At 58.8% G+C, this 22,194-nt stretch carries 20 protein-coding genes; 8 read left to right on the top strand and 12 right to left on the bottom strand.

Translation table 11 applies throughout. The features are described 5' to 3' along the window. Positions 1–2: 2 nt before the first annotated feature. The 4 genes from murB to IHN22_RS01955 all read right to left on the bottom strand — a co-directional run bounded on the left by murB (position 3) and on the right by IHN22_RS01955 (position 3,422). On the bottom strand, positions 3–917 hold the full coding sequence (gene murB / locus IHN22_RS01970; RefSeq protein WP_191433230.1) for a UDP-N-acetylmuramate dehydrogenase: 915 nt from the start codon (positions 915–917) through the stop codon (positions 3–5). A 63-nt stretch (positions 918–980) separates the two neighbouring features. Continuing rightward, complete coding sequence (locus IHN22_RS01965) at positions 981–1,730, bottom strand: glycoside hydrolase family 25 protein (RefSeq protein WP_191433229.1); 750 nt, start codon at positions 1,728–1,730, stop codon at positions 981–983. Positions 1,731–1,846: 116 nt separating this feature from the next. Beyond that, entirely contained in the window at positions 1,847–3,136 is a 1,290-nt protein-coding gene (brnQ, locus tag IHN22_RS01960) for a branched-chain amino acid transport system II carrier protein (RefSeq protein WP_191433228.1), read from the bottom strand. A gap of 115 nt (positions 3,137–3,251) precedes the next feature. Next, complete coding sequence (locus IHN22_RS01955; protein WP_087189254.1) at positions 3,252–3,422, bottom strand: DUF362 domain-containing protein; 171 nt, start codon at positions 3,420–3,422, stop codon at positions 3,252–3,254. Positions 3,423–3,750: 328 nt separating this feature from the next. On the opposite strand from IHN22_RS01955, the gene IHN22_RS01950 reads away from it, so the two are divergent. The 3 genes from IHN22_RS01950 (at position 3,751) to malQ (ending at position 8,324) form a co-directional block, all read left to right on the top strand. Next, the gene (locus IHN22_RS01950) at positions 3,751–6,243 is read left to right on the top strand and encodes an ATP-dependent Clp protease ATP-binding subunit (protein ID WP_191433246.1); all 2,493 of its coding nucleotides are present in this window, start codon (positions 3,751–3,753) and stop codon (positions 6,241–6,243) included. Further along, a complete protein-coding gene (locus tag IHN22_RS01945) occupies positions 6,228–6,743 on the top strand; it encodes a DUF4358 domain-containing protein (protein WP_191433227.1) in 516 nt (171 codons plus the stop codon). Before IHN22_RS01950 ends, IHN22_RS01945 begins: the two co-directional genes overlap by 16 nt. A gap of 102 nt (positions 6,744–6,845) precedes the next feature. Then, entirely contained in the window at positions 6,846–8,324 is a 1,479-nt protein-coding gene (gene malQ / locus IHN22_RS01940; RefSeq protein WP_191433226.1) for a 4-alpha-glucanotransferase, read from the top strand. Positions 8,325–8,411: 87 nt separating this feature from the next. Here the strand turns inward: malQ and IHN22_RS01935 are convergent, their stop codons facing one another. From IHN22_RS01935 to IHN22_RS01925, 3 genes are all read right to left on the bottom strand, one after another. Beyond that, positions 8,412–8,894 carry a GNAT family N-acetyltransferase gene (locus IHN22_RS01935; RefSeq protein ID WP_087266053.1) on the bottom strand — a complete coding sequence of 161 codons (483 nt, stop codon included), beginning with the start codon at positions 8,892–8,894 and terminating at the stop codon, positions 8,412–8,414. Positions 8,895–8,959: 65 nt separating this feature from the next. Then, complete coding sequence (locus IHN22_RS01930; RefSeq protein WP_191433225.1) at positions 8,960–9,934, bottom strand: HAAS signaling domain-containing protein; 975 nt, start codon at positions 9,932–9,934, stop codon at positions 8,960–8,962. Further along, a complete protein-coding gene (locus IHN22_RS01925) occupies positions 9,927–10,253 on the bottom strand; it encodes a PadR family transcriptional regulator (protein WP_191433224.1) in 327 nt (108 codons plus the stop codon). The genes IHN22_RS01930 and IHN22_RS01925 overlap by 8 nt, the downstream gene beginning before the upstream one ends. Positions 10,254–10,501: 248 nt before the next feature. Between IHN22_RS01925 and IHN22_RS01920 the strand changes: the two genes are divergently transcribed. From IHN22_RS01920 to IHN22_RS01905, 4 genes are all read left to right on the top strand, one after another. Next, on the top strand, positions 10,502–13,438 hold the full coding sequence (locus tag IHN22_RS01920; RefSeq protein WP_191433223.1) for an acyl-CoA dehydratase activase: 2,937 nt from the start codon (positions 10,502–10,504) through the stop codon (positions 13,436–13,438). 19 nt (positions 13,439–13,457) lie between these two features. After that, positions 13,458–14,771 (top strand): 2-hydroxyacyl-CoA dehydratase, encoded by a 1,314-nt coding sequence (locus IHN22_RS01915; RefSeq protein WP_191433222.1) that lies wholly within the window; start codon positions 13,458–13,460, stop codon positions 14,769–14,771. Continuing rightward, a complete protein-coding gene (locus tag IHN22_RS01910; protein WP_191433221.1) occupies positions 14,764–15,327 on the top strand; it encodes a GNAT family N-acetyltransferase in 564 nt (187 codons plus the stop codon). The genes IHN22_RS01915 and IHN22_RS01910 overlap by 8 nt, the downstream gene beginning before the upstream one ends. A 98-nt stretch (positions 15,328–15,425) precedes the next feature. Continuing rightward, the gene (locus IHN22_RS01905) at positions 15,426–16,766 is read left to right on the top strand and encodes an MATE family efflux transporter (protein ID WP_087265530.1); all 1,341 of its coding nucleotides are present in this window, start codon (positions 15,426–15,428) and stop codon (positions 16,764–16,766) included. A 54-nt stretch (positions 16,767–16,820) separates the two neighbouring features. Here the strand turns inward: IHN22_RS01905 and IHN22_RS01900 are convergent, their stop codons facing one another. From IHN22_RS01900 to IHN22_RS01890, 3 genes are read right to left on the bottom strand one after another with little or no spacing between them, the layout of a single operon-like run. Further along, on the bottom strand, positions 16,821–18,044 hold the full coding sequence (locus IHN22_RS01900; RefSeq protein WP_087189413.1) for an aspartate kinase: 1,224 nt from the start codon (positions 18,042–18,044) through the stop codon (positions 16,821–16,823). Between the two features lie 52 nt (positions 18,045–18,096). Continuing rightward, positions 18,097–19,308 (bottom strand): homoserine dehydrogenase, encoded by a 1,212-nt coding sequence (locus IHN22_RS01895; RefSeq protein WP_087389282.1) that lies wholly within the window; start codon positions 19,306–19,308, stop codon positions 18,097–18,099. 27 nt (positions 19,309–19,335) lie between these two features. Next, positions 19,336–19,776 (bottom strand): ACT domain-containing protein, encoded by a 441-nt coding sequence (locus IHN22_RS01890; RefSeq protein ID WP_087189411.1) that lies wholly within the window; start codon positions 19,774–19,776, stop codon positions 19,336–19,338. Positions 19,777–19,950: 174 nt separating this feature from the next. Here IHN22_RS01890 and ytvI point away from each other — a divergent pair, with 174 nt between their 5' ends. Beyond that, a complete protein-coding gene (gene ytvI, locus IHN22_RS01885; protein ID WP_191433220.1) occupies positions 19,951–21,033 on the top strand; it encodes a sporulation integral membrane protein YtvI in 1,083 nt (360 codons plus the stop codon). Positions 21,034–21,065: 32 nt separating this feature from the next. Here ytvI and IHN22_RS01880 read toward each other — a convergent pair whose 3' ends face one another. Together IHN22_RS01880 and IHN22_RS01875 are read right to left on the bottom strand one after the other, a co-directional pair. Further along, positions 21,066–21,455 carry a PaaI family thioesterase gene (locus IHN22_RS01880; protein WP_087189409.1) on the bottom strand — a complete coding sequence of 130 codons (390 nt, stop codon included), beginning with the start codon at positions 21,453–21,455 and terminating at the stop codon, positions 21,066–21,068. A gap of 10 nt (positions 21,456–21,465) precedes the next feature. Then, a complete protein-coding gene (locus tag IHN22_RS01875; RefSeq protein ID WP_087189408.1) occupies positions 21,466–22,035 on the bottom strand; it encodes a xanthine phosphoribosyltransferase in 570 nt (189 codons plus the stop codon). Positions 22,036–22,194 lie beyond the last annotated feature (159 nt).

Raw genomic sequence — 22,194 nt, 5'->3', positions numbered from 1 at the left:
CCTCAAAAACCCAAAAACTTCACTTCTGGTTCCAAAGCAATGCCGGTCTCGCGGAGTACGGTGTTCTGGATCAGCTCCATCAGCCGGCGTACATCGTCGGCGGTGGCCCCACCGCGGTTGACGACAAAGCCGGCGTGCTTTTCCGATACCTGGGCACCGCCCACGCCCACGCCTTTCAGGCCGCACTGCTCAATGAGAGCGGCGGCAAAGTGGCCCTCGGGGCGTTTGAAGGTACTGCCTGCGCTGGGCAGGTCCAAAGGCTGCTTGGAACGGCGCTTTTGGGCCAACTCGTCCATTTTGGCTTTGATTGCAGCGGGGTCTCCGGGGGTGAGGGCAAACTCGGCCTCCAGAATGAGCCATTCCGGATGGTCGGTAAACAGGCTGTGCCGGTAGGTGAGAGCGCACTCCTCCACAGGCAGAGTGACCTCATCTCCAGCCTCGTTGAGGAAGGTGACGGAGGTCAGAACCTGAACCAGCTCGCCGCCGTAGGCGCCGGCGTTCATGGTGACGCCGCCTCCCAGGGTACCGGGGATGCCGTGGGCAAACTCCAGGCCGGTCAGGCCTCTGCCCAGGGCCGCCATGGCCAGCCGGGCCAGGGGAATACCGCTCTCCGCCCGCAGACGGTGGTTTACCTCCTGCACATCATCCAGTCCAGCGGTTTTCAAGACAAAACCGGCATATCCCTGATCGGACACCAGCAGATTGCTGCCGTTACCCAGAAAGAAAGGGGAGATGTCCAGTTCTCTGGCCGCCTGGACCGCGGCAATGGCCTCCTTCCGGCATCTGGGCAGGGCGATCAGCCGGGCGGGACCGCCGATGCGGAAGGTGGTATAGGACGACATAGGCTCCTGCTCCCGCAGTTCCAGCTGAGGGACACGGCGGCGCAGTTCCTGAATCAGAGTATCAAAACGGTCCATAGGGGCCTCCTTACAGTTTTGCGTACTGGTATTATATCAAAAAGAGGGGGAAATTAGAAGTTCTTATCCCAGGCCAAAGGCATCAAACTCCGCTTGGCTGCCCCGGAATACGTTCAGATCAATAAGGGGCTGAGCGCCGGTGTAGCCCTCCAGTTTTGCGGAGTGGGAGTACTGCCAAAAGTGCCACCGGGGCACCAGCGGGAACACCGTGGGACTGGAGCACCACACCGGATAATCGGCATATTTGGCGTTGGTGAGGTAGCTGTAGTAGGAGCGGTAGGTTACATAGAGAATGGGTTTGACCCCATAGTGCTCCTCCAGCCGTGCCAGCAGAGGGTCCAGAATGCTCTGGACCTGGGCTTTCTCCGGCGGATTCTCCAGGTATTCGCCGTAAAATTCAATATCCACCACCGGAGGCAATGCCCCCTCGGTGACCGGGACCATGGAAATAAAGTTGTCAGCCTGGGTCTCCCCGGGGCTGTCATAGCTGAGGAAGTGGTAGGCGCCGGGCCGGACTCCGGCCTCCAGGGAGCCCTTCCAGTTGGAGGCAAACTGCTTGTCCTGAAGGAGGGAACCTTCCGTAGCCTTGATAAAGGCAAAATCTACCCCCTGGCTGGCCAGGACGTGCCAGTCCACCGTCCCCTGATAGGAGGATACGTCCACACCGAATACTTCCCACTGGTCCGGGTTGGATTCGTGGGAGTACAGGATCAGCCCGCGCCAGCGCAGGAAGAAAAAGCCCAGCAGAAGGATTGCTCCCACCAGAATAAGGATCAATATCGTGCGCCGCAGAATGCGGAAAACTCGTCTCAAAAAGCATCACCAAACAGGATAGGGATTCAATAGACAATATGATACCCGGATGCGTGGGAAAAGGCAAGCAAAAACCAACGGGATACCGCGTTGGCGGTATCCCGTTTGGGGGAAGACTACTGCTTTTTAGGGGACAGAAGCAAACCAAGCAGGATGCCCACAACAGCGGGGAGTACCCAGCCCAGCCCCATGGAAGCCAGAGGCACATAGTTCAGGAAGGAGAGGGGGAGGCCAATGTCCTTGAGTGCATAGAGCAGGCTGGCCACGCCGGTAAACAAAATGGCCACCGGATAGACCAGCCGCTCTCCTTCCAGCCAGCGCTGGAAGAAGGACAGGGCAATGAGCACGATAGCCATGGGGTAGAGTACCCCCAGCACGGGGGCGGAAACGGAAATGATCTGGGCCAGACCGGCATTGGAGATCACCATGCTGACCACGGCGAACAGAATTGCCCAGCCCCGGTAGCTGAGACGGGGGAAGAGCTTGTGGAAGAACTCGCCGCAGGAGCTGATCAGACCGACGCACACATTGAAGCAGGCGATGATGAAGATGGCGGCCAGCAGGGCATTGCCCAGAGGACCAAACAGCAGACCCACCACATTGGTGAGAGCGGCAGCGCCGTCAGTGGGGTTGGGGACTGCGCCGCCGGACAGAGCGCCAATGTGCGCCAGCATGGCATAGACCACCAGCAGCATGGCCCCGGCAATGAAGCCGGAGCGGATGGTGCCCTTGACCACAGCTTTGTCCTCCCTGACTCCTCTGGCTTGGATATTCACCGCGATCACAATACCAAAGGCCAGCGCGGCAATAGTGTCCATGGTCTGGTAGCCCTCCAGAAAGCCCTTGACCACCGGGTGAGTCACATAGTCGCCGGAGGCGGCTCCATAGCCGGACAGGGGATTGACCAGGCAGCCGGCAAAGGTGACCACGATGAGGAGCACCAGGATGGGGCAGAGGATCTTGCCCAGCCGGTCGGTGAGTTTTTCCGGACGCAGGGCAATGACCAGAGCGGCGGCAAAGAACACCAGAGAGTAAATCAGCCGGAAGAGGGACAGAGGAGCATCCGGTCCGGCAAAGGGGGGCACCGCCATCTCAAAGGAGGTGGTGGCGGTACGGGGAATGGCCAGGCAGGGACCGATAGCCAGATAGGCGGCGATGGTAAAGGCCTTGGAAAAGAGAGGATGGACCCGACTGCACAGGGTATCCAGACCACCGGCGCGGGCCACTGCCACCACGCCCAGCACCGGCAGGCCAACAGCGCTGATGGCCAGGCCCAGAAATGCGGGCCAAGTGGCGGTTCCGGCCTGGGCGGCAATGCCGGGCGGGAAGATCAGATTGCCTGCTCCGAAAAACATGGAGAACAGCGTGAGGCCCACCAGAAGCAGGCTTTTGCCCTTAAGCTGCATAATATCCTCTCTTTCTGCGGGAGAGGGCCTTACCGGCCCCAATGTGGATTTGGTATGGAAGTAAAAACAGCGGCATACCAGTGGTATGCCGCTGTTTTCTTACGTAGTGCGTCAATTAGCCCTGGGAAATAGCACCCGTGGGGCAGGTGTCGGCACAAGTACCGCAATCGATGCAGGAACCGGCGTCGATCACGTAGTGGTCATCGCCCTGAGCGATAGCACCGACGGGGCAAGCGCCCTCGCAAGCGCCACAGCTCACGCAAGCGTCGCTGATGACATAGGCCATTGGATACACCTCCAAACTTCAAAGCTAACGATATTGTATCATAACTTTTCAAAATTGCAATGCTAAAATGTGTGTACCATGGGTATATTTTTTTCTGGCGGGAAAAATGATAACTGCGATGCGCAGCCGGAAGGGAGCGATCCGATGGACAGAACATCGAGGTTCCGCATGGAAGCGGCAGGGGATCTGACCCCTGAGCTGAACGGGGCTCCGTGCAGCGGGGCCCATCCGCATAGAACAAAGGAAAAGGGGCGTGGCACAAGGTATGAAGCCCGTCAAGAAAAAACGCAGGCTCTTCCCCTGGAGGAAGGGATGGCGAAGCGCCGGCATGAATGAGACCCGGTTTACCCAGCGGGCCCAGGCCGCGCTTCGGCTGGCTCAGGAGAGCGCGGCGGAGCTGGGCCATGGCTATGTGGGCAGCGAGCACCTGCTGCTGGGGCTGGCTGGGGAGGGCCGTGGCGTGGCCTCCAAGGTGCTTTTGGCCGCCGGCCTGGAGCCGGAGAAGTTGAAAAAGACCGTGGCCCAGTTGGTGGGGGTGGGTACGCCGGGCGCTGCCCCCTCCCAGGGACTGACCCCCCGGTGCAAGAAGATCATTGAACTCTCCCTCACCGAGGCGGTGCGGCTGGGCCACCAGTATGTGGGTACTGAGCACCTGCTGTTGGGTATCCTACGGGAGGGGGACGGTGTGGCGGTCCGGGTGCTGGACGCCGCTGGGGTGGAGCCCCGCCGTCTGCGGGGCGACCTGTCCGCCGCCATGGGAGGGGAGGCGCCGCCGCCTTCCTCCTTCCGGGGCAGCGGCAAGCCCCGTACCGAGCGGGATTATCCCGGCGAGTCCAAGGTGCTGGAGCAGTTTGCACGGGACCTGACCCGGTTGGCGGCTGGTGGTCAGCTGGACCCGGTGGTGGGGCGGGACAAGGAGATCCGGCGGGTGATCCAGATCCTGTCCCGGCGGCAGAAGAACAACCCTGCTCTCATCGGAGAACCTGGCGTGGGCAAGACGGCGGTGGCCGAAGGCCTGGCCCGAATGATGGTGGCCGGAGAGGTACCGGAGGAGCTGCAGCGCAAGCGGCTCATCTCTCTGGACCTGTCCGCCATGGTGGCGGGGACCAAGTACCGGGGCGAGTTTGAGGAACGGGTCAAGAACGTCATGTCCGAGGTGCGCCGGGTGGGGGATGTGATCCTCTTCATTGACGAGCTCCATAATATTGTAGGGGCAGGCTCCGCCGAGGGGGCCATCGACGCGGCCAATATCATCAAGCCTGCTCTGGGCCGGGGAGAGATCCAGGTCATCGGCGCCACAACCACCGAGGAGTACCGCAAATATATTGAAAAAGATGCGGCCCTGGAGCGGCGGTTTCAGCCGGTACTGGTGGGAGAGCCCGATCAGAAGACGGCGGAGGCCATCCTCTTTGGCCTGCGGGATCGGTATGAGGCCCACCACCGCATCACCATCAGCGATGGGGCGATCACCGCTGCTGTGGCCCTGTCCAGTCGGTATATCGGGGATCGCCGCCTGCCTGACAAGGCCATCGATCTCATGGATGAGGCGGCGGCCCGGGTGCGGCTGGACCGGCTGGCGGCCCCTCCCGATCTGCGGGAACTGGAGAGCAAGGTGGCCCGGGCCAGAGGGGAAAAGGAGGAGGCCATCCGCAGCCAGGACTTTGAGAAGGCCGCCATGCTCCGGGACGCGGAGGAGGATTTCCGCCGGGAGCTGGACCAGCAGAAGGCCCTGTGGCGGGCAGGCCAGAATACCGGCGCCGTGACCGCCGAGGATGTAGCGGCGGTGGTATCGGGGTGGACCGGCATCCCGGTCACCACCCTGACCCAGGCCGAGAGCGATCGCCTGCTCAAGCTGGAGGAGGACCTCCACCGCCGGGTGGTGGGACAGGAGGAAGCCGTCAAGGCGGTGGCCCGGGCGGTGCGCCGGGGCCGGGTGGGCTTGAAGGAGCCGGAGCGGCCCACTGGCTGCTTCCTGTTCCTGGGTCCCACCGGCGTGGGTAAGACGGAACTGAGCCGTGCCCTGGCGGGGGCCCTCTTCGGCAGCGAGGAAGCCCTGTTTCGATTTGATATGTCGGAGTATATGGAAAAGCACGCCATCTCCCGGCTCATCGGCTCCCCACCGGGCTATGTAGGCCATGAGGAGGGAGGACAGCTCACTGAGAAGGTGCGGCGGCGGCCTTACTGCGTGGTGCTCTTTGATGAGATCGAGAAGGCTCACCCCGACGTGTGGGGCATTCTGCTCCAGATCATGGAGGACGGTGTGGTCACCGACTCCCAGGGCCGCAAAGCCGACTTCCGCAACGCGGTAGTGGTGCTTACCTCCAACGTAGGTGCGGCCAAGATTACCGCAAAGGGCAGCAAACTGGGCTTTTCCGCTGCCGAGCACCGGGACGGTGAGACCCGCACCCCGGAGGAATTGCGCAGTGCAGTGCTGGAGGATTTGAAAAAGGTATTTCGACCGGAATTTCTCAACCGTCTGGACGAGACCATCGTCTTTACCCAGCTGGGCCGCAGCGAAATCAAAGCCATTGCCTGCCGCCTGCTGTCCCAGGTGGGGGAGCGGCTCAAAGCCCTTGGGGTGACGCTCACCTGGACTGACGGGGCACTGGAGGTGCTGGCCAGGCTGGGATTTGACCCTGACTATGGGGCGCGGCCCCTTCGCCGGGCCATCCGTACCCAAATAGAGGACCCGGCAGCCGAACTGCTGCTGGGCGGCAAGGTTGGCCGGGGAGATACCCTGGTGGTGGATCAGACCGGTAAAAGTCTGACCCTGCACAGACAGGAAACAGAAAAGGAGAAACAACCATGCGAAAACAACTGATGATCCCTCTGGCGCTTCTGATGCTCGTCATGGCGGGCTGCGGAGACAAACAGGAGGAGAAAAAAGAACTGACGGCGGAGGAAAGGACTGTGCTCTATCAATCCGCCATTGAAAACGCCAGGGATGCGGAAATGAACGAGGCGGTGCCTGCCATAACCTCAGAAGAGGCGGATCTGGCCCCCGCCATCTTCGGCCTGATCGGCGTGACGGAGGAGGATATGCAGGCCTATGCCATTGCCATCTCTCCCGTAAACATCAAGGCCTATGGCATTGCGGTTATCCTGCCTGCCGAGGGCCGGGAGGCCGTGGTGGTGGACGGATTGCAGGCCTTCATTGACAGACAGAAGAGCAATTTCCAGACCTACCTGGCCGATCAGTATGCTATCGCGGAAAAAGCCAGGCTGGAAACCCTGGAGGACGGCACAGTGCTGATGGTTATGTGTGAGGATTCCGACCAGGTGCTGGACACCATTAAAACGGCCATAGAGGCCGGTACCTGATCAGAGGGCAACCCTTGAAAGCCGCGGCTTTCAAGGGTTGCGGCTTTTTCGGGGATGTAATATAATAGGAACGTCCGTAATCAATGAAGTGGAGGCCTGTTTATGCAAGCAAGAGCCAGCGGGATCCTGCTTCCCGTATTCTCCCTGCCGGGGCCTTACGGCATCGGCACGCTGGGCAAGCCGGCCCGGCAGTTTATCGACTTTTTGGCGGCTGGAGGCCAGAAATTCTGGCAGATCCTGCCTCTGGTACCGCCGGGCGGGGGTAATTCCCCCTATATGTCCCCCTCGTCCTTTGCCGGAAACCCCCTGTTTCTGGATCTGGATGAGCTGGCGGAGGAGGGACTGCTGACCCAGGATGAACTGCGGTCTGCCTGCCGGGACAATCCGGACCGGGTGGATTATGCCTGGCTTCACGAGACGCGGCTGCCTCTGCTGCGGAAGGCGTTTGAGCGGGGACGTGCAAAGTATGCCGCTCAGCTCAAGGAATTTGAAGAACAGGAGGGGGACTGGCTGCCCGATTACGCCCTCTTTTTGGCGCTGAGGGAGCACTTCGGCGGCAAGGAACTGGCTGACTGGCCTGACGAAGTTCGACTGCGTCAACCCAAGGCCATGGAGCAGTACCGGGTGGAACTGGCGGAGGAGTGCGCCTTCCAGGTTTTCCTGCAATATCTGTTCTTCCGCCAGTGGAAGGCGGTTAAGACCTACGCCAACTCCAAGGGTGTTTCCATCATCGGGGATCTGCCCATCTATGTCTCTCCCGACAGCGCCGAGGTATGGGGCAATCCGGAACTTTTCCAGCTGAAAAAGGATATGCGCCCCTCCGGCGTGGCCGGTGTGCCGCCGGATGCCTTCTCTGACAAGGGCCAGCATTGGGGCAACCCTCTGTACGACTGGGATTATCACAAAAAGACCGATTTTGCCTGGTGGAAACGCCGGGGCGCCCATATGGCCCGGTTGTACGACGTGGTACGTATCGACCATTTCCGGGCCTTCCATACTTACTGGTCCATTCCGGAGGACGCCAAGGACGCCCGGGAGGGCCACTGGGAGAAGGGGCCGGGCAACGACTTGTTGGACGTGCTGAAAAACGTACCCGGCCTGGCCCTCATCGCTGAGGATCTGGGAGACCTGGACGCCGACGCCCTGGCGTTTATTGCCCAGAGCGGCCTGCCCGGCATGAAGGTGCTGGTCTACGCCTTTGATCCGGTGGGGGAGAGCGCCTATCTGCCCCACAACTGTCCCCGGGATGCGGTGATGTACACCGGCACCCATGATACCCCCACCTTTGTCCAGTGGCTCTTTACCGAGGCCAACCCGGCCGAGCGTCAGTACGCCTTCGATTACCTGCGCCTGCGGGAGGACGAGGGTTTCGGCTGGGGCGCGGTGTGTGGGGCCTGGATGTCTCCCTGCCGTCTGGCCATCGCTCCCTTCCAGGATCTGCTGGGTCTGGGCGGGGATGCCCGGGTCAACGCCCCCGGCACTTTGGGAGATCAGAACTGGTCCTGGCGGGTGCGCGCCGATGCCCTTAATCCAACGGTATCTGGAAAGCTGGCCGGGATCACCCGTACTTATCGGAGATAAAGAAAGAACTGCCTGCCGCAGTCCTGCGGCAGGCAGTTTTTTGCTTATTGGGAAGCTATCAGAGCATTGGACAAACTGGAGATTGTCTTAAAGTTTTAATACGGCAATCTGTTCCTCTCCGTCTTTTTCTCCGGTTTCTATAAATCCAAAAGAGGCATACAGCGCTTTGGCTACCACATTTTCTGGCTCATATGACAGCCAGCAGTAATCAGCTTTACCGCAGGGAAATGTTCGGATAAAACTTAGCGCAAGTTCTAGCGCCTGTTTCCCGTATCCCCTGTTTTGATGGTTCTTATCAATCATCAATCTCCACAGGTTATAATTCCCATCTGCTATGGCAGGCGCATCTTTCCAGTAATCATCTTTATCATAACCGATCATCACAAAGCCGACGGGATTATTACCTTCAAAAATTCCAAACGGGAAAGCATATCCATTGGATGTAATAGCGATATACGCTTCGATCATGCTGATATCATTGCTGGCAACAAAACTTTTCTGAATATCTGAGACATTTAACTTTAAAATGTCCCAGATATTTTCACCGTTTATTTTTTCCAGATGAATCATTTTATTTACCTCTGCAAATCCCGATTCTCTGCTAGAAAAGTCAAATATGATCTCAACAGAAAGACTCATTGAAATTCCAGACTGACATCTCCTGTGCCGCTGGTCAGGGAGAGAGACCGGTCCCCATTGCCGCCCGTGGCGGTAAAGGTGAAGGGAGCCGCTGTCTCCCCATTCAAGCGGATGTCGCCGGTGCCTGTGCTCAGCTGCCAGGCGTAGTCGGACTGACTGCCTGTGACCTTCAAAGTTACATCGCCTACGCCGGTGGAGAGGTCGGCCGTCCCCAATGGAGCCGACACATCCAGATCGCCTACGCCGCTTTCGACGCTCAGCTTGCCGCTGACGGTGCAGCCATCCCAGTCCACATCGCCCACGCCGATGCCTAGATCCGCCTGCTCCAATGCTGTGCCCTTTGGGACAGTGATCAGGATCCGCACATCAGGAGAACTTTCGCCGGAGGCGATGTTGTCCGAGACGCTCCAGACAGAGAGGGTATCGCCGTTCTGGCTGTACTTCAATTTCTGTGTGGTGTCGTAGCGGCTGTCCCACCCACGGTTGATCAGACGAAGGTGCCACTGGTCGCCTTCCTCCACCTGAACGTTGCCCAGGCCTATTGAAATGTCCAGTTTTGTGAAGGGGTCCACTTCGCCCTCCCAATCGCCCTGAATGTCAGGGGTTTGGACGGCGTCCGCCGTTTGGCCGGGAAGGAGGACAGAGTCGGAGGGATCGGGCCGGACCAGGAGAAAATAGAGGAGAAGGGCCAGAACGACAGCTCCGCAGAACACTATGATTGGTAAGAAAGCCCGATTTTTTTGCTTGCCAGGTTGGGGCGCAGGCACCTCTTCGGTCGGCTCATTCCGATCCTTCAGCACTTGCTCCGCCACCGAGGCGGGGGAGCCCAGACGCTCAGCAACGGTCTCCTCATCCTCTTCGGAATCGGCAAAATAGGCCTCATAGTAGGAGAGCACATCGTCCAGTTCCTCCGGCGGCAGCTTGCCCGCCAGAATGTCATGCAGTTCTTTTAAAAATTCTGCCTTATTCATGGTTCTCCTCCTTTTCCCCCAGCAGAAGCGCCTCGATCTGGCTGCGGTAGCGTACCCATTCCTCTCGATAACCGGACAACAGCGCCCGACCGGCCGGTGTGATGGCGTAATAGCGCCGGTTGCGTCCCTGAAAGGGCTTGTCGTAGACGGTGAGGCAGCCGCTCTGCTGCAGCCGCCTGAGGACGGGGTATAGGGTGGATTCCGATAGCTCCACCTGTTCTTTCATGCGCTGGGTCAGACGATAGCCATAGGTGTCCCCCTCATCCAGAACCGCCAGTACACAGGCGTCCAGCAGAGGAGCGCCCAAAGGAAAGGCCATATCCAAGCCCTCCTTTCATTCTGACAATATTATATGACGTATAATATTGCTTGTCAACATAGATGTTGCGGTCAGAAGGCGTTGGTAAAAATGCGTCAGCGGCCAGGGATGGGGGGTGGATTTTTAGGCACAATTCTTTCCGGATACGGAACATCCTGTATTTTCGAGGTTTGGTCTTGTAAAAAAATTTTTTTTGTTATATTATGATGGATACGAAATTCTTTATAATAAGGATACCAGGTGAATCTATGAGTCTGCGGATTGGAATTGACATTGGTTCCACCACGGTAAAAGTGGTGGTGTTGGACGAGAAGAACAAGCTGCTCTTCCGCTCTTATGAACGGCACTACTCCAAGGCCAGAGAGCGGGCAGCGGAGACTCTGCGTTCCATCGAAGAAAAGCTGCGGGGCCAGCAGGTGCGTATTGCCATCACCGGCTCCGCCGGTCTGGGCGTGGCCAAAGCGGCGGACATCGACTTCGTGCAGGAGGTGTACGCCACCGCTGCCGCTGTCAACACCTACATACCGGATACGGATGCCGTCATCGAGCTGGGCGGCGAGGACGCCAAGATCATCTTCTTTGGCGGTGCACTGGAGGAGCGGATGAACGGCTCCTGTGCCGGCGGTACCGGTGCTTTTATCGATCAGATGGCCACTCTGATGAACGTCACGGTAAACGAGTTGGATGAACTCTCTCTCAAACATGAGAAGATCTATCCCATTGCCTCCCGCTGCGGCGTGTTTGCCAAGAGTGACATCCAGCCTATCCTAAACCAGGGCGGACGGAAAGAGGACGTAGCGGCCTCTATCTTCCAGGCGGTGGTGGACCAGACGGTGGCCGGTCTGACCCAGGGCCGTGAGCTCAAGGGTAAGATCGTCTTTCTGGGCGGCCCCCTCCACTTCCTGCAGGGCCTGCGTCAGCGCTTTGTGGAGACCCTGAAGCTGGACGAGGCCCACGCCATTTTCCCGGAGGACGGCGATTGCTTTGCCGGCATCGGCGCAGCTCTGTGCGCCACCGATTTTGCCGAGTGCTCCTTTGACGAGATGCTGGACCGGCTGGAGAAGAGCGTGGATAATGTGGGTCTGGTGGATACCATGCCGCCTCTGTTCCAGGACCAGGCCGAGTATGATGTCTTCCTGGCCCGCCACAATGCCATGCATCCCCCGGAGGTGGACATCAACACCTATTCCGGCGATGCCTGGCTGGGAATTGACGCCGGCTCTACCACCACCAAGATGGTGCTGATCACTGCCGATGGCGGTCTGCTGTACACCTACTACCACTCCAACCTGGGCAACCCGGTGGCCATTGTGCTGGACCAGCTGAAGGAGCTTTACAACCTGTGTGGTGACCGCATTGTCATTAAGGGTGCGGCTGTCACCGGCTACGGTGAGGATCTGATCAAGAACGCCTTCTCCTGCGATGCCGGTCTGGTGGAGACGGTGGCCCACTACAATGCCGCCCGTCACTTCAACCCCGACGTGGATTTTATCATCGATATCGGCGGCCAGGATATGAAGTGCTTTAAGATCCGCAACGGCGCTGTCGATTCCATTATGCTCAACGAGGCCTGCTCCTCCGGCTGTGGCTCCTTTATCGAGACCTTTGCCAAGGCACTGGGCTACAACATCGCCGACTTTTCCAAGCTGGGGCTGCTGGCCCAGCACCCGGTGAACCTGGGCTCTCGCTGCACCGTGTTCATGAACTCCTCGGTGAAGCAGGCCCAGAAGGACGGTGCCAGCGTGGAGGACATCTCCGCTGGCCTGTCCATCTCCATCGTGAAAAATGCCGTGTATAAGGTTATCCGCGCCGCCAATGCCGACGACCTGGGCAAGCACATCGTGGTACAGGGCGGTACCTTCCATAACGACGCGGTGCTGCGCGCCTTTGAGCTGGAGCTGGGCCGCAATGTGACCCGGCCCACCATCGCCGGCATCATGGGCGCTTTCGGCGCGGCACTGGCTGCCCGGGATCTCCATCTGGACAAGAGTTCCATCCTGACGGCGGAGGATCTGAAGACCTTCTCCCACACAGCCAAGCCGGTGACCTGCAACCTGTGCACCAACCACTGCTCTTTGACCGTCAACACCTTTGACGGCGGTCGGCGGTTCATCTCGGGCAACCGGTGCTCCCGGCCTTTGGGCAAGGAGCGTACCGAGAACCCTGACCTGATGCACTATAAGTACAAGCGGCTGCGGGCCCTCCACGGCAAGGGCGCCGGCAACGGCGTCCGGGGCCGGATGGGCATCCCCTTTGGCCTGAATATGTACGAGAACCTGCCCTTCTGGTTTGAGTTCTTTACCCGCCTCAACTTTGAGGTTGTGCTGTCCCCTGAGTCCTCCCGCAAGCTCTATCTGAAGGGTCAGCACACCATTCCCTCCGATACGGTGTGCTATCCCGCCAAGCTGCTCCACGGTCATGTGGAGGCCCTGGTGGAGGAGGGGGTGGACGCCATCTGGTACCCCTGTATGTCCTACAACAACGACGAGGGCATCGGTGACAACCACTATAACTGCCCGGTGGTGGCCTATTACCCTGAGCTGCTGGCTGCCAACGTGCCCATGCTCAAACAGACCAGGTTCCTCAATCCCTATGTGGGCCTGTGGCGCCATAAGGACTTTACCAAACGCATTGCCGTGATTATGGAGCAGGAGTTCAATATCCCCAAGCGGGAGACTGAGGCGGCTGCCAAGGCGGCCTACACGGCCTATGACACCTACATCCACGATGTGCGGGAGACGGGCAAGCGATACATTGAGTATGCAAGGGCCCATGATATGCCCATCATTGTGGCCTGCGGCCGGCCCTACCACATTGACCCGGAGATCAACCACGGGATCAATGATCTGATTACCTCTTTCGGGTTTGTGCTGGTTACCGAGGACGCCCTCAGCTATCTGGAGGGCTACGCGCCCCGAAAGGTGCTCAATCAGTGGACCTTCCAGTCCCGGATGTACAATGCCGCCCGCTATGTGTGCACCCAGCCTGATATGCAGGTGGTACAGCTGGTCAGCTTCGGCTGCGGTACTGACGCCATTACCACCGATGAGATGCGCGACATTCTGGAGAGCGGCGGCAAGCTGTATACCCAGCTGAAGATCGACGACATCAGCAATCTGGGGGCTGTCACCATCCGGGTCCGCTCTCTGATGGCGGCTATGGAGGCCAGAAAGCACCAGAACTGAGAAAGGAACCTTCGTTACTATGGCAGAACTGATTTATGACAAGACGGGGCGGCTGCTGTTCACCAAGGAGATGAAGGAGGAGTATACCATCCTCTTTCCCACCATGCTGCCCGTTCACTTCGGCCTGATCGCCCGGATTATCGAGCGGGAGGGCTATAAGCTGGAGATGCTCACCACCAACCACCGCAACATCGTGGACGAGGGGCTCAAGTACGTCCACAACGACACCTGCTACCCCGCCCTGCTGGTCATCGGCCAGCTCATTGACGCAGTGAAGAGCGGCAAGTACGACCCCCACAAGGTGGCCCTGCTCATCACCCAGACCGGCGGCGGCTGCCGGGCCTCCAACTACATCCACCTGCTGCGCAAGGCCCTGGTGAAGGCGGGGCTGGAGTATATCCCCGTCATCTCCCTGAACCTGTCCGGCCTGGAGCACAACCCCGGCTTCAAGCTCAATCTGGACATCATCCGCAAGGCCATCTTCGGCCTGATGTACGGCGATATCATCGTCCAGTCGGCCAACCAGGTCCGCCCCTACGAGGTGGAGGAGGGCCAGACCGAGCGCACCATCGAGGAGGTGGAGAACCACCTGCTGGAGGAGATGGAAAAGGGCAAGGGCCTGTCCTTCAAGAGCATGGTGGAGAACTTCGACCACATCGTGGCCGCCTTCAAGGCCATCCCGGTACAGGGCGAGCCTAAGGTCCGGGTAGGCGTGGTGGGGGAGATCTACATCAAATACTCCCCCCTGGGCAACAACAATCTGGAGCAGTTCCTCCTCTCCGAGGGGGCGGAGCCGGTGGTGCCCGGCCTCACCGACTTTATCATCTTCAAGATCTATAACCGGGAAGTGGACGTGGATATCTACGGCGGGAAGCTGGCCAAAAAGGCCGCCTGCGCCGCCCTGCGCCACTACATTGAGAAGTGCCAGCGGGCCATGATTGATGCCATGAAGCGAGGTGGCTTCCGTGCCCCCGGTACCTTCCAGGATCTGCGCCGGCTCATCAAGGGCTATCTGGGCGAGGGCAACAAGATGGGGGAGGGGTGGCTGCTTACCGCCGAGATGCTGGAGCTCATCCACTCCGGCACCCCCAACATCGTTTGCACCCAGCCCTTCGGCTGCCTGCCCAACCACATCGTGGGCAAGGGCATGATCCGCAAGCTGAAGGATGACTATCCCAACTCCAACATTGTGGCCATTGACTACGACCCCGGCGCCACCAAGATCAACCAGGAGAACCGCATCAAGCTGATGCTGGCCAACGCCCGGGCTCTGGCCCGGCAGGCAGCTCAGAAGGAGCCTGAGACGGCGGCAGGGGAAGAGGTCCATGTCTGATCCCCTGTGCTTTGTAGATGCCTGCTCAGAAGCGCATTTTGCCGCCATGAGTGCCATCCATTGCAGAGGCTGGAGGGCGGCCTATCCGGGCTTTGTGCCGGAGGACTACCTGAGCGAGGTCATCACGGAGGAGCATTGGATTCCGTTTTTCCGGGAAGACTACGCCACCAAGAGATGCAAAGGACTTTTGCTTTACGAAAATGACGTTCCTGTAGGGTGCTGTAATTACGGCCCCATCCGCAGCGGCCCCAGTCCCCGCCAAAGCGAAGGACTGGTAATTGATTCCTCCAACTACAGCGGGTGGGGTGAGGTGATTTCCCTTTATGTTGAGCCTGCCAGAACCAGTTGCGGGTATGGAGGATTGCTTCTGGAGGAGGCGGCTCGCCGCCTGAAAGAGGCAGGCTATCCAGGCTGTACGCTATTTGTTCTGAAGGAGAATGAAGGGGCCCGCCGGTTCTATGAGCGGCACGGCTTTGCCTGGGACGGCACCATTCAAAAGGTGCCCTTTCCCCATGATATGGTGTGCAATGATTTGCGGTATATCAAAACTTTATAAGTATCCAGCGGGCTGCCACGCCGCTGGAGGAGAATAGATCGGGGTGTGCGTCAGCACGCCCCGATTTTTACAGAAAGAGAATCATAGGAGGAATTTGGGTGGAAGAGAACAAGATGGCGGTGATGCCGGTACGCCGGTTGCTGATCAATATGTCCTGGCCCATGATGCTGTCCATGCTGATCCAGGCCCTGTATAATCTGGTGGACAGCCTTTTTGTGGCCAACCTGAGCCGAGACGGTTTTGAGGCGCTGGCGCTGGTATATCCGGTGCAGACGCTGATGATCTCGGTATGTGTAGGCGTAGGTGTGGGCTTCAACGCGCTGCTGGCACGCAGACTGGGGGAGCGGCGGCAGGCGGAGGCCGATCAGGTGGCGGCCAACGGCTATTTTGTCTACTTTGTCTGCTGGCTGGTCTTTCTGATCCTGGGAGTTGGTTTTGCTCGGCCTTTCCTGTGCCTGTTCTCAGATGTGCCCCAACAGATTGAATATGGAGTGCAGTACCTCTCCATTGTCACCGGCCTCTCCATCGGTGTGTGTATGCAATTTGCCGGCGAACGTACCCTGCAGGCCACAGGAGATACCGTGGGGCCCATGATTATTCAGGGTATCGGGGCGGTGGTCAACCTGATTCTGGACCCGCTGTTCATATTCGGCATCGGTCCCTTCCCCCGGCTGGAGGTTGCGGGGGCCGCTTTGGCTACCGTTCTAGGTCAAATTGTGGGCCTGGTGGCCAGCTTCTGGATGGTGCGGCGCAGCAAGGTGGTGAAACTCTCTTTCCGGGGCTTCCGGCCCAACGGGGAGATCATTCGTATTATGTTCAAGGTGGGCTTTCCTGCCATTGTCATGCAGTCGCTGTCCAGCGTTATGAACGTGGGTATGAACCTGATCCTGCGCCTGTTTACTCCCTTTGGCGTCTTTATCCTGGGTGCTTATTACAAGATCCAGTCCTTTATCTTTATGCCGCTGTACGGCATGAACAATGCCTTGGTGCCCATCGTCAGTTTTAACTACGGCGCCAAGAGCAAGGAGCGCATCACCGGCACGGTGCGCTTTGCTATGGTGCTGACGGTAATCATTATGGGTGTGGGGACCTTGTTCCTGATTTTCCTGGCTGGACCGCTGATGACTCTGTTTGACGCCGACGGTGAGCTGCTGGCGGCTGGTGCGGTGGCCCTTCGTATGGTTGCGCTCTCCTTCCTGTTTGCCGGCATTTCCATTATCCTGTGTTCTGCGCTGCAGGCCCTGGGATCTGCCAACGCCAGTCTGCTGATTTCTTTGCTGCGGCAGGTGATTCTGCTCTTTCCGGCGGCGCTGGCCTTCGGCTGGCTATACACGGATCTGATATGGCTGGCTTTTTTGGTGGCAGAGGTGATTTCCTGCGGAGTGGCGCTGCTGCTCTATCGGGTGGTCTATCACAAAAAAATATCCGTATTGCAATAAAAAATGCTGGCCCGCGCAAATGCGCGGGCCAGCATTTTTTTATTGTATGAACGATCAGTTACCGCCAAACTCATGGAAGAAACGGTCGTGGATGACCTGCACGGCCCGATCAGCCTCAGGCAGATCCACCAGGACGGATACCTTGATCTCGCTGGTGGAGATCATATTGATATTGATCCCGGCGTTATACAGAGCTTCGAACATCTTGGCGGCCACGCCGGGATTATGGATCATGCCGGCGCCCACAATGGAGACCTTGGCAATGGAATCATTGACGTCGATATGGTCAAAGCCCAGCGCGCCCTTGTGGGCCTCCAGAATCTCCTTGGAGCGATCCATATCCTGCTTGCCCACGGTAAAGCTGATGTCCTTGGTGTTGTTGCGGCCGATGGACTGAAGGATAATATCCACGTTCACCTTCTCTTTTGCCAGCAGAGAGAAGATCTTAAAGGCGATACCGGGCTGGTCGGCCAGCCCCACAACGGCCAGACGGGCCACGTTCTTGTCGCAGGCCACCCCGCTGACGTGCATTTTTTCCATGGTTTTTGCAACCTCCTTGACTTTGGTGCCGGGCTTGCCGGAGAAGCTGGAGAGAACCTCCAGATTGACGCTGTAGCGTTTGGCCATTTCCACCGAGCGATTGTGCAGGACCTGAGCGCCGAGAGTAGCCAGTTCCAGCATTTCATCATAGGTGATCTCTTCCAGCTGGAAGGCGCCGGCCACATGGCGGGGATCGGCGGTGAACACGCCGTCCACATCGGTATAGATCTGGCACAGATCAGCGCGGAGGGCAGCGGCCAGGGCCACGGCGGAGGTGTCGGAGCCGCCCCGGCCCAGCGTGGTGATGTCGTCATACTTGTTCAGACCCTGGAAGCCGGTGACGATGACGATGGCCTTCTTATCCAGCTCAGCCAATACACGCTCGGTGTCCAGCCGCTTGATGCGGGCGTCTCCGTAGACGGAGTTGGTGCGGAATCCGGCCTGCCAGCCCGTCAGAGAGATGACAGGGTAGCCCATGGCTTCGATGGCCATGGCGCACAGAGAGCAGGAGATCTGTTCGCCGGTGGAGAGAAGCATATCCATCTCTCGCTTGGAGCCGTTGGGGTTGATCTCGGCGGCCTTGGCGATCAGGTCGTCGGTGGTGTCCCCCTGGGCGGAAAGCACGGCCACAACACTGTGGCCCCGGCGGTAGGTCTCGGTGATGATGCGGGCCACGTTACGGATGCGGTCTGCATCAGCCACGGAGCTGCCGCCGAATTTTTGTACAATGAGTCCCATTGGCGTTTGTACCCCCTAAATCAGGTGAAATCTCTTACGATATCCTATGCGCTCAGTCCAGCACACGGAACACGGAGCAGGGCTTGAGCCCTGCCAGCTGGCTGTCCAGTGCGGAACGGGTCATGGACGGTGTCAGGAAAGCAAATTCATTTTCCGGTGCTCCGGCACGGGGCAGCAGAGCACAGTCGGGGAAGGCAGCCTTCACGGCCTCCAGCGTGCCCTCCACCCGGACATACCAAACGCTTTCCAGGTCGGTGGGGGGGACGGCCACATCGTCGCCGCCCTCGGCCCATACCATCCGTTTCTTGGCGTCCTTATGGCGGGCGGCATCAATGACGTCGGCCACTACGGCGGAGGCAGTGGGAAGCTTACCGGCGCCCCGGCCGTAGAACATGACGTCGCCGATGGCGTTGCCCTTGACGGCGATGGCGTTGAACACATCCTCCACGCCGGCCAGAGGATTCTCCACATCTACCAGGTGGGGAGCCACAAAGGCGCACACCTTTCCATCGGGGCGGCGGATGGCGCGGCCCAGCAGTTTGATCTTCTTGCCGCAGGCGTCGGCATAGGCCACATCGGCCAGCGTGACGCCGGTAATGCCCTCGGTGGGCACTTGGCTGGGATAGACGTGCCGGCCAAAAGAAAGGGAGGAGAGGATGCAGATCTTGCGGCAGGCGTCGTGACCTTCGATGTCGGCGGTGGGATCCTGTTCGGCGTAGCCGTTCTGCTGGGCTTCCTTCAGAGCGGCATCAAAGCTGAGACCGGCCCGGATCATCCGGGTCAGGATATAGTTGGTAGTGCCGTTGAGGATGCCGGCGATCTCCTCAATCTCATTGGCGGCCAGACACTGGTTCAGGGGGCGGATAATGGGGATACCGCCGCCTACGCTGGCCTCAAACAGATAGCTGACGCCCTTCTCCTGGGCCAGCTTGAGCAGCTCACAGCCGTGCTCGGCCACCAGCTCCTTGTTGGAGGTGACCACGCTCTTTCCGGCGGCCAGAGCCCGGCGGGTGAAGTCCAGGGCTACCTTGGCGCCGCCGATGGTCTCCACCACAATGTTGACCTCGGGGTCGTTCTCGATGATACTGAAATCGTGGATGACCTTGTCGGCAAAGGGACTGTCGGGGAAGTCCCGTACGTCCAGAATATACTTCAGGCGAATCAGATCGTCCACCTTTTTATCAATGTGAGGGCCGTTGGTGGCCAGGACCTCCGCCACACCGGAGCCTACCACGCCGAAACCCAGGATTGCTACGTTCACCATTACAATGCCTCCTTACTCCAAAGGGTATTACCCTGATATTACTTCGCTGCGCAGGACGCCTTCCACCTTCAGCAGCCGCTCCAGCAGCTCCTCCATGGAGATCTGAAGACCGGAGGTCTCGGCGCCAATGGTTACTGCCGCACAGCCGCTGACCGGGATGGCCTGGTTGATGGTTAGAATATTTCCGCCGGTGATGGCAAAGATATTCAGGACCGCGGACAATACGCCCGGCTCATCCTTCAGTACGATCTGAAAGGTGACGATCCGTCCGTGGAGCATATCGTTGAACGGCCGGACCGCATCCTTATACTTATAAAAGGCGCTACGGCTGATCCCGACCCGGCGTACGGCCTGATTGACTGCTCCGGCCTCGCCGGTTTCCAGCAGACGCTTGGCTTCCGCCACCTTCAGAAACACTTCAGGCAGCGCGCTGGCCTCTACAATGAAATAGGCTGGTGCCTTGCCCATTCTATGGACCTCCTCTTGTCCGTGACAGAAAAGCATTTGTTCTTGTATTGGAGCCCATTTTAGCACAATAAAGTCTTGGCTGCAAGGGCCAAGTTTTTCTGACGCGCCGATATCTTCCAGATTTTTGGCGAGATTTTCGTCATATTATACATAATTCGGAAGGAGGGCGTCTTTATGAGGGAGGACAGGTACCTGCGGCGTGTGATCCGCCTGTTGTGGATCGGACTGGTTTTGGCGGCGGTTTGGGCGGGCGCACGGTGGGTATTGCCCTGGTTGGCGCCCTTTTTGGTGGCCGTGGTGCTGGCATGGCTGCTGGAACCGGTTGTGAGCTGGCTTATCCGGTCCCTGCGGTTGCCCCGCCGGTGGGCGGCTGCCCTATGTGTGCTGGCTGCGGCGGGAGCGGCAGGAGGCCTTGCGGCATTGCTGGCCTGGAGGCTGTGGTATGAGCTGATGGGGTTGCTGGGACGGCTGCCGGGGCTATTGACAGAGTTGAATGGCTGGGCAGAACAGGCGGAGGTATGGCTTTATCGCCTTTTTGTGGCGCTGCCTGCGGAACTGAGAGAGTCGGCCAGACAAGCGGTGGAAGAAGCAGTCCGGGGCATTCTGGCATTTCCGTCCTGGGCAGGGGAGACCCTGGCAGAAGGGGCGGGCGGACTGCTGACTGCGCTGCCGGCCGCAGGGCTGTTTCTGTTTACTGCCTTCCTGGCGACTTATTTCCTCATGGCAGGCCGCCCCGGTCTGCAAGCGGCTGCCCAACAGCTGCCGACGGCGTGGCAGGAACGGATGAAACGCTGGCGGCGGGCAGCGTCCGGAGCGGCAGGCAGTTGGCTGCGGGCCCAGGGAATTCTCATCCTCCTTACCTTTGGAGAACTCTCTGTAGGCCTTTTGGTGCTGCGGGTGGAGCCGGCACTGCTGCTGGCTGGGATGATTGCCCTGGTGGATGCACTGCCCATTTTCGGAAGCGGAGTAGTGTTGCTGCCCTGGAGTCTGGTTTCTCTGTTGGCAGGAAGGACACCCTTAGGTCTGGGGCTGCTCCTTCTTTATGGGGTGGTCACACTGGTTCGGGGGGCGCTGGAACCACGCTTGCTGGGGAAACGTATCGGGTTGCCGCCCCTGGTGTCGCTGGTCAGTATGTATGTGGGATTTCAGACCTTTGGTGTGGCAGGTATGATCCTGATGCCGGTACTGACTATGATTGCCTGGCAGATCTGGCTGGACCGGGATGTGGTGATGGATAAGAAAGAGGGACGGCCTTGAAGCCGTCCCTTGCACGCCTTGTCATAAAGAACTCAGCGCTGCCCGATGCAGAAGAAGGTGAAATCACCGGTAGCCAGCAGAGCTCCGCTTTCATCTGTGATTTCAACATCAGCCTGACAGGTACTGCGGCCCCGGTGCCGGACCACGGCCCGGGCGGTCACGGTACCGCTGCGGGCGGAACGGATGAAATTCAGGCCCCCGTGCAGGGTGACGTAATTTCTTCCATCGGTACGGCAGGCGGTTCCGCAGGCGCTGTCAGCCATCGTATAATAGGCACCGCCATGAAGCAGGCCGTAAGGATTCAGGCTGTCTGGTCCCAACGTGAGTACAGACTCGCCGTGGTCTGGACCGGAAGAGCTGGAATGAATGCCGTTGAAAAGTGCAAATGCGTTAGGCAAAAGTGCGTTGGTGGTGTTTTCCATGGGGGTCTCCTTATGCTAGAATGATTTGACCGTGCTCAATGGCCTGTACAGTGGCCAGGGCTTCGACCCGGATTCCCATCCGACGCAGGACACGGCCGCCCTCCCGCATGGACTTTTCGATAGCAACGCCCACACCTGCGACTTCTCCACCCGCTTTGGATACCAGCTCCAGAAGGCTGAGCATGGTCTGTCCGTTAGACAGGATGTCGTCGACCAACAGAACCTGATCCTCTTCGGTCAGATATTTCTTGGATACCCGCAGGGTGTAGGACTTGTCCAGAGAAAAGGAGTGGGTGTCCGCAGAGTAAACGTCAGGATCGATGTATCCGGTTTGAAATTTTTTGGCGTAGATCACCGGCACACCCAGCGCCCGGGCGGTAAAGCAGGCAAGGGCGATTCCGGAACTTTCTGCTGTCAGTACTTTTGTAATGTGCTGACCACGGTATCGCTTGGCAAGGGTGGCGCCCATACGCTCCATCAATTCCATATCCATGCAGTGGTTGAGGAACATATCCACATGGATAATGTCGCCTTCTCCCACGATCGCTTCGCTGAGTATGCGTCGTTTTAGTTCTTCCATGATCTCCTCCTGCATATATTGCCAGGTTGCTTACATACAGCACTGATTATATCTTATTTCATACCTGGCTGCAATATTGACAAGCGAACAAAAATGAGGTATCTTATACATTACGGCGCCAAACCAGATAGTGTTGGCGAAGTGAATTTAGAAATGCAG

Origin of the sequence: Flavonifractor sp. An112, assembly GCF_904377885.1 — a bacterium.
Lineage (GTDB): Bacteria > Bacillota > Clostridia > Oscillospirales > Oscillospiraceae > Flavonifractor > Flavonifractor avicola.
Note: the sequence above shows the minus strand (reverse complement) of the source record. Positions and strands in the feature narration are given on the sequence as shown.

Coding starts and splice junctions, on each gene's coding strand:
- murB (WP_191433230.1), bottom strand. CDS start 917: ATGGACCGTTTTGATACTCTGATTCAGGAACTGCGCCGCCGTGTCCCT.
- brnQ (WP_191433228.1), bottom strand. CDS start 3,136: ATGCAGCTTAAGGGCAAAAGCCTGCTTCTGGTGGGCCTCACGCTGTTC.
- IHN22_RS01955 (WP_087189254.1), bottom strand. CDS start 3,422: ATGGCCTATGTCATCAGCGACGCTTGCGTGAGCTGTGGCGCTTGCGAG.
- IHN22_RS01950 (WP_191433246.1), top strand. CDS start 3,751: ATGAATGAGACCCGGTTTACCCAGCGGGCCCAGGCCGCGCTTCGGCTG.
- IHN22_RS01945 (WP_191433227.1), top strand. CDS start 6,228: ATGCGAAAACAACTGATGATCCCTCTGGCGCTTCTGATGCTCGTCATG.
- malQ (WP_191433226.1), top strand. CDS start 6,846: ATGCAAGCAAGAGCCAGCGGGATCCTGCTTCCCGTATTCTCCCTGCCG.
- IHN22_RS01935 (WP_087266053.1), bottom strand. CDS start 8,894: ATGATTCATCTGGAAAAAATAAACGGTGAAAATATCTGGGACATTTTA.
- IHN22_RS01930 (WP_191433225.1), bottom strand. CDS start 9,934: ATGAATAAGGCAGAATTTTTAAAAGAACTGCATGACATTCTGGCGGGC.
- IHN22_RS01925 (WP_191433224.1), bottom strand. CDS start 10,253: ATGGCCTTTCCTTTGGGCGCTCCTCTGCTGGACGCCTGTGTACTGGCG.
- IHN22_RS01920 (WP_191433223.1), top strand. CDS start 10,502: ATGAGTCTGCGGATTGGAATTGACATTGGTTCCACCACGGTAAAAGTG.
- IHN22_RS01915 (WP_191433222.1), top strand. CDS start 13,458: ATGGCAGAACTGATTTATGACAAGACGGGGCGGCTGCTGTTCACCAAG.
- IHN22_RS01910 (WP_191433221.1), top strand. CDS start 14,764: ATGTCTGATCCCCTGTGCTTTGTAGATGCCTGCTCAGAAGCGCATTTT.
- IHN22_RS01900 (WP_087189413.1), bottom strand. CDS start 18,044: ATGGGACTCATTGTACAAAAATTCGGCGGCAGCTCCGTGGCTGATGCA.
- IHN22_RS01895 (WP_087389282.1), bottom strand. CDS start 19,308: ATGGTGAACGTAGCAATCCTGGGTTTCGGCGTGGTAGGCTCCGGTGTG.
- IHN22_RS01890 (WP_087189411.1), bottom strand. CDS start 19,776: ATGGGCAAGGCACCAGCCTATTTCATTGTAGAGGCCAGCGCGCTGCCT.
- ytvI (WP_191433220.1), top strand. CDS start 19,951: ATGAGGGAGGACAGGTACCTGCGGCGTGTGATCCGCCTGTTGTGGATC.
- IHN22_RS01880 (WP_087189409.1), bottom strand. CDS start 21,455: ATGGAAAACACCACCAACGCACTTTTGCCTAACGCATTTGCACTTTTC.
- IHN22_RS01875 (WP_087189408.1), bottom strand. CDS start 22,035: ATGGAAGAACTAAAACGACGCATACTCAGCGAAGCGATCGTGGGAGAA.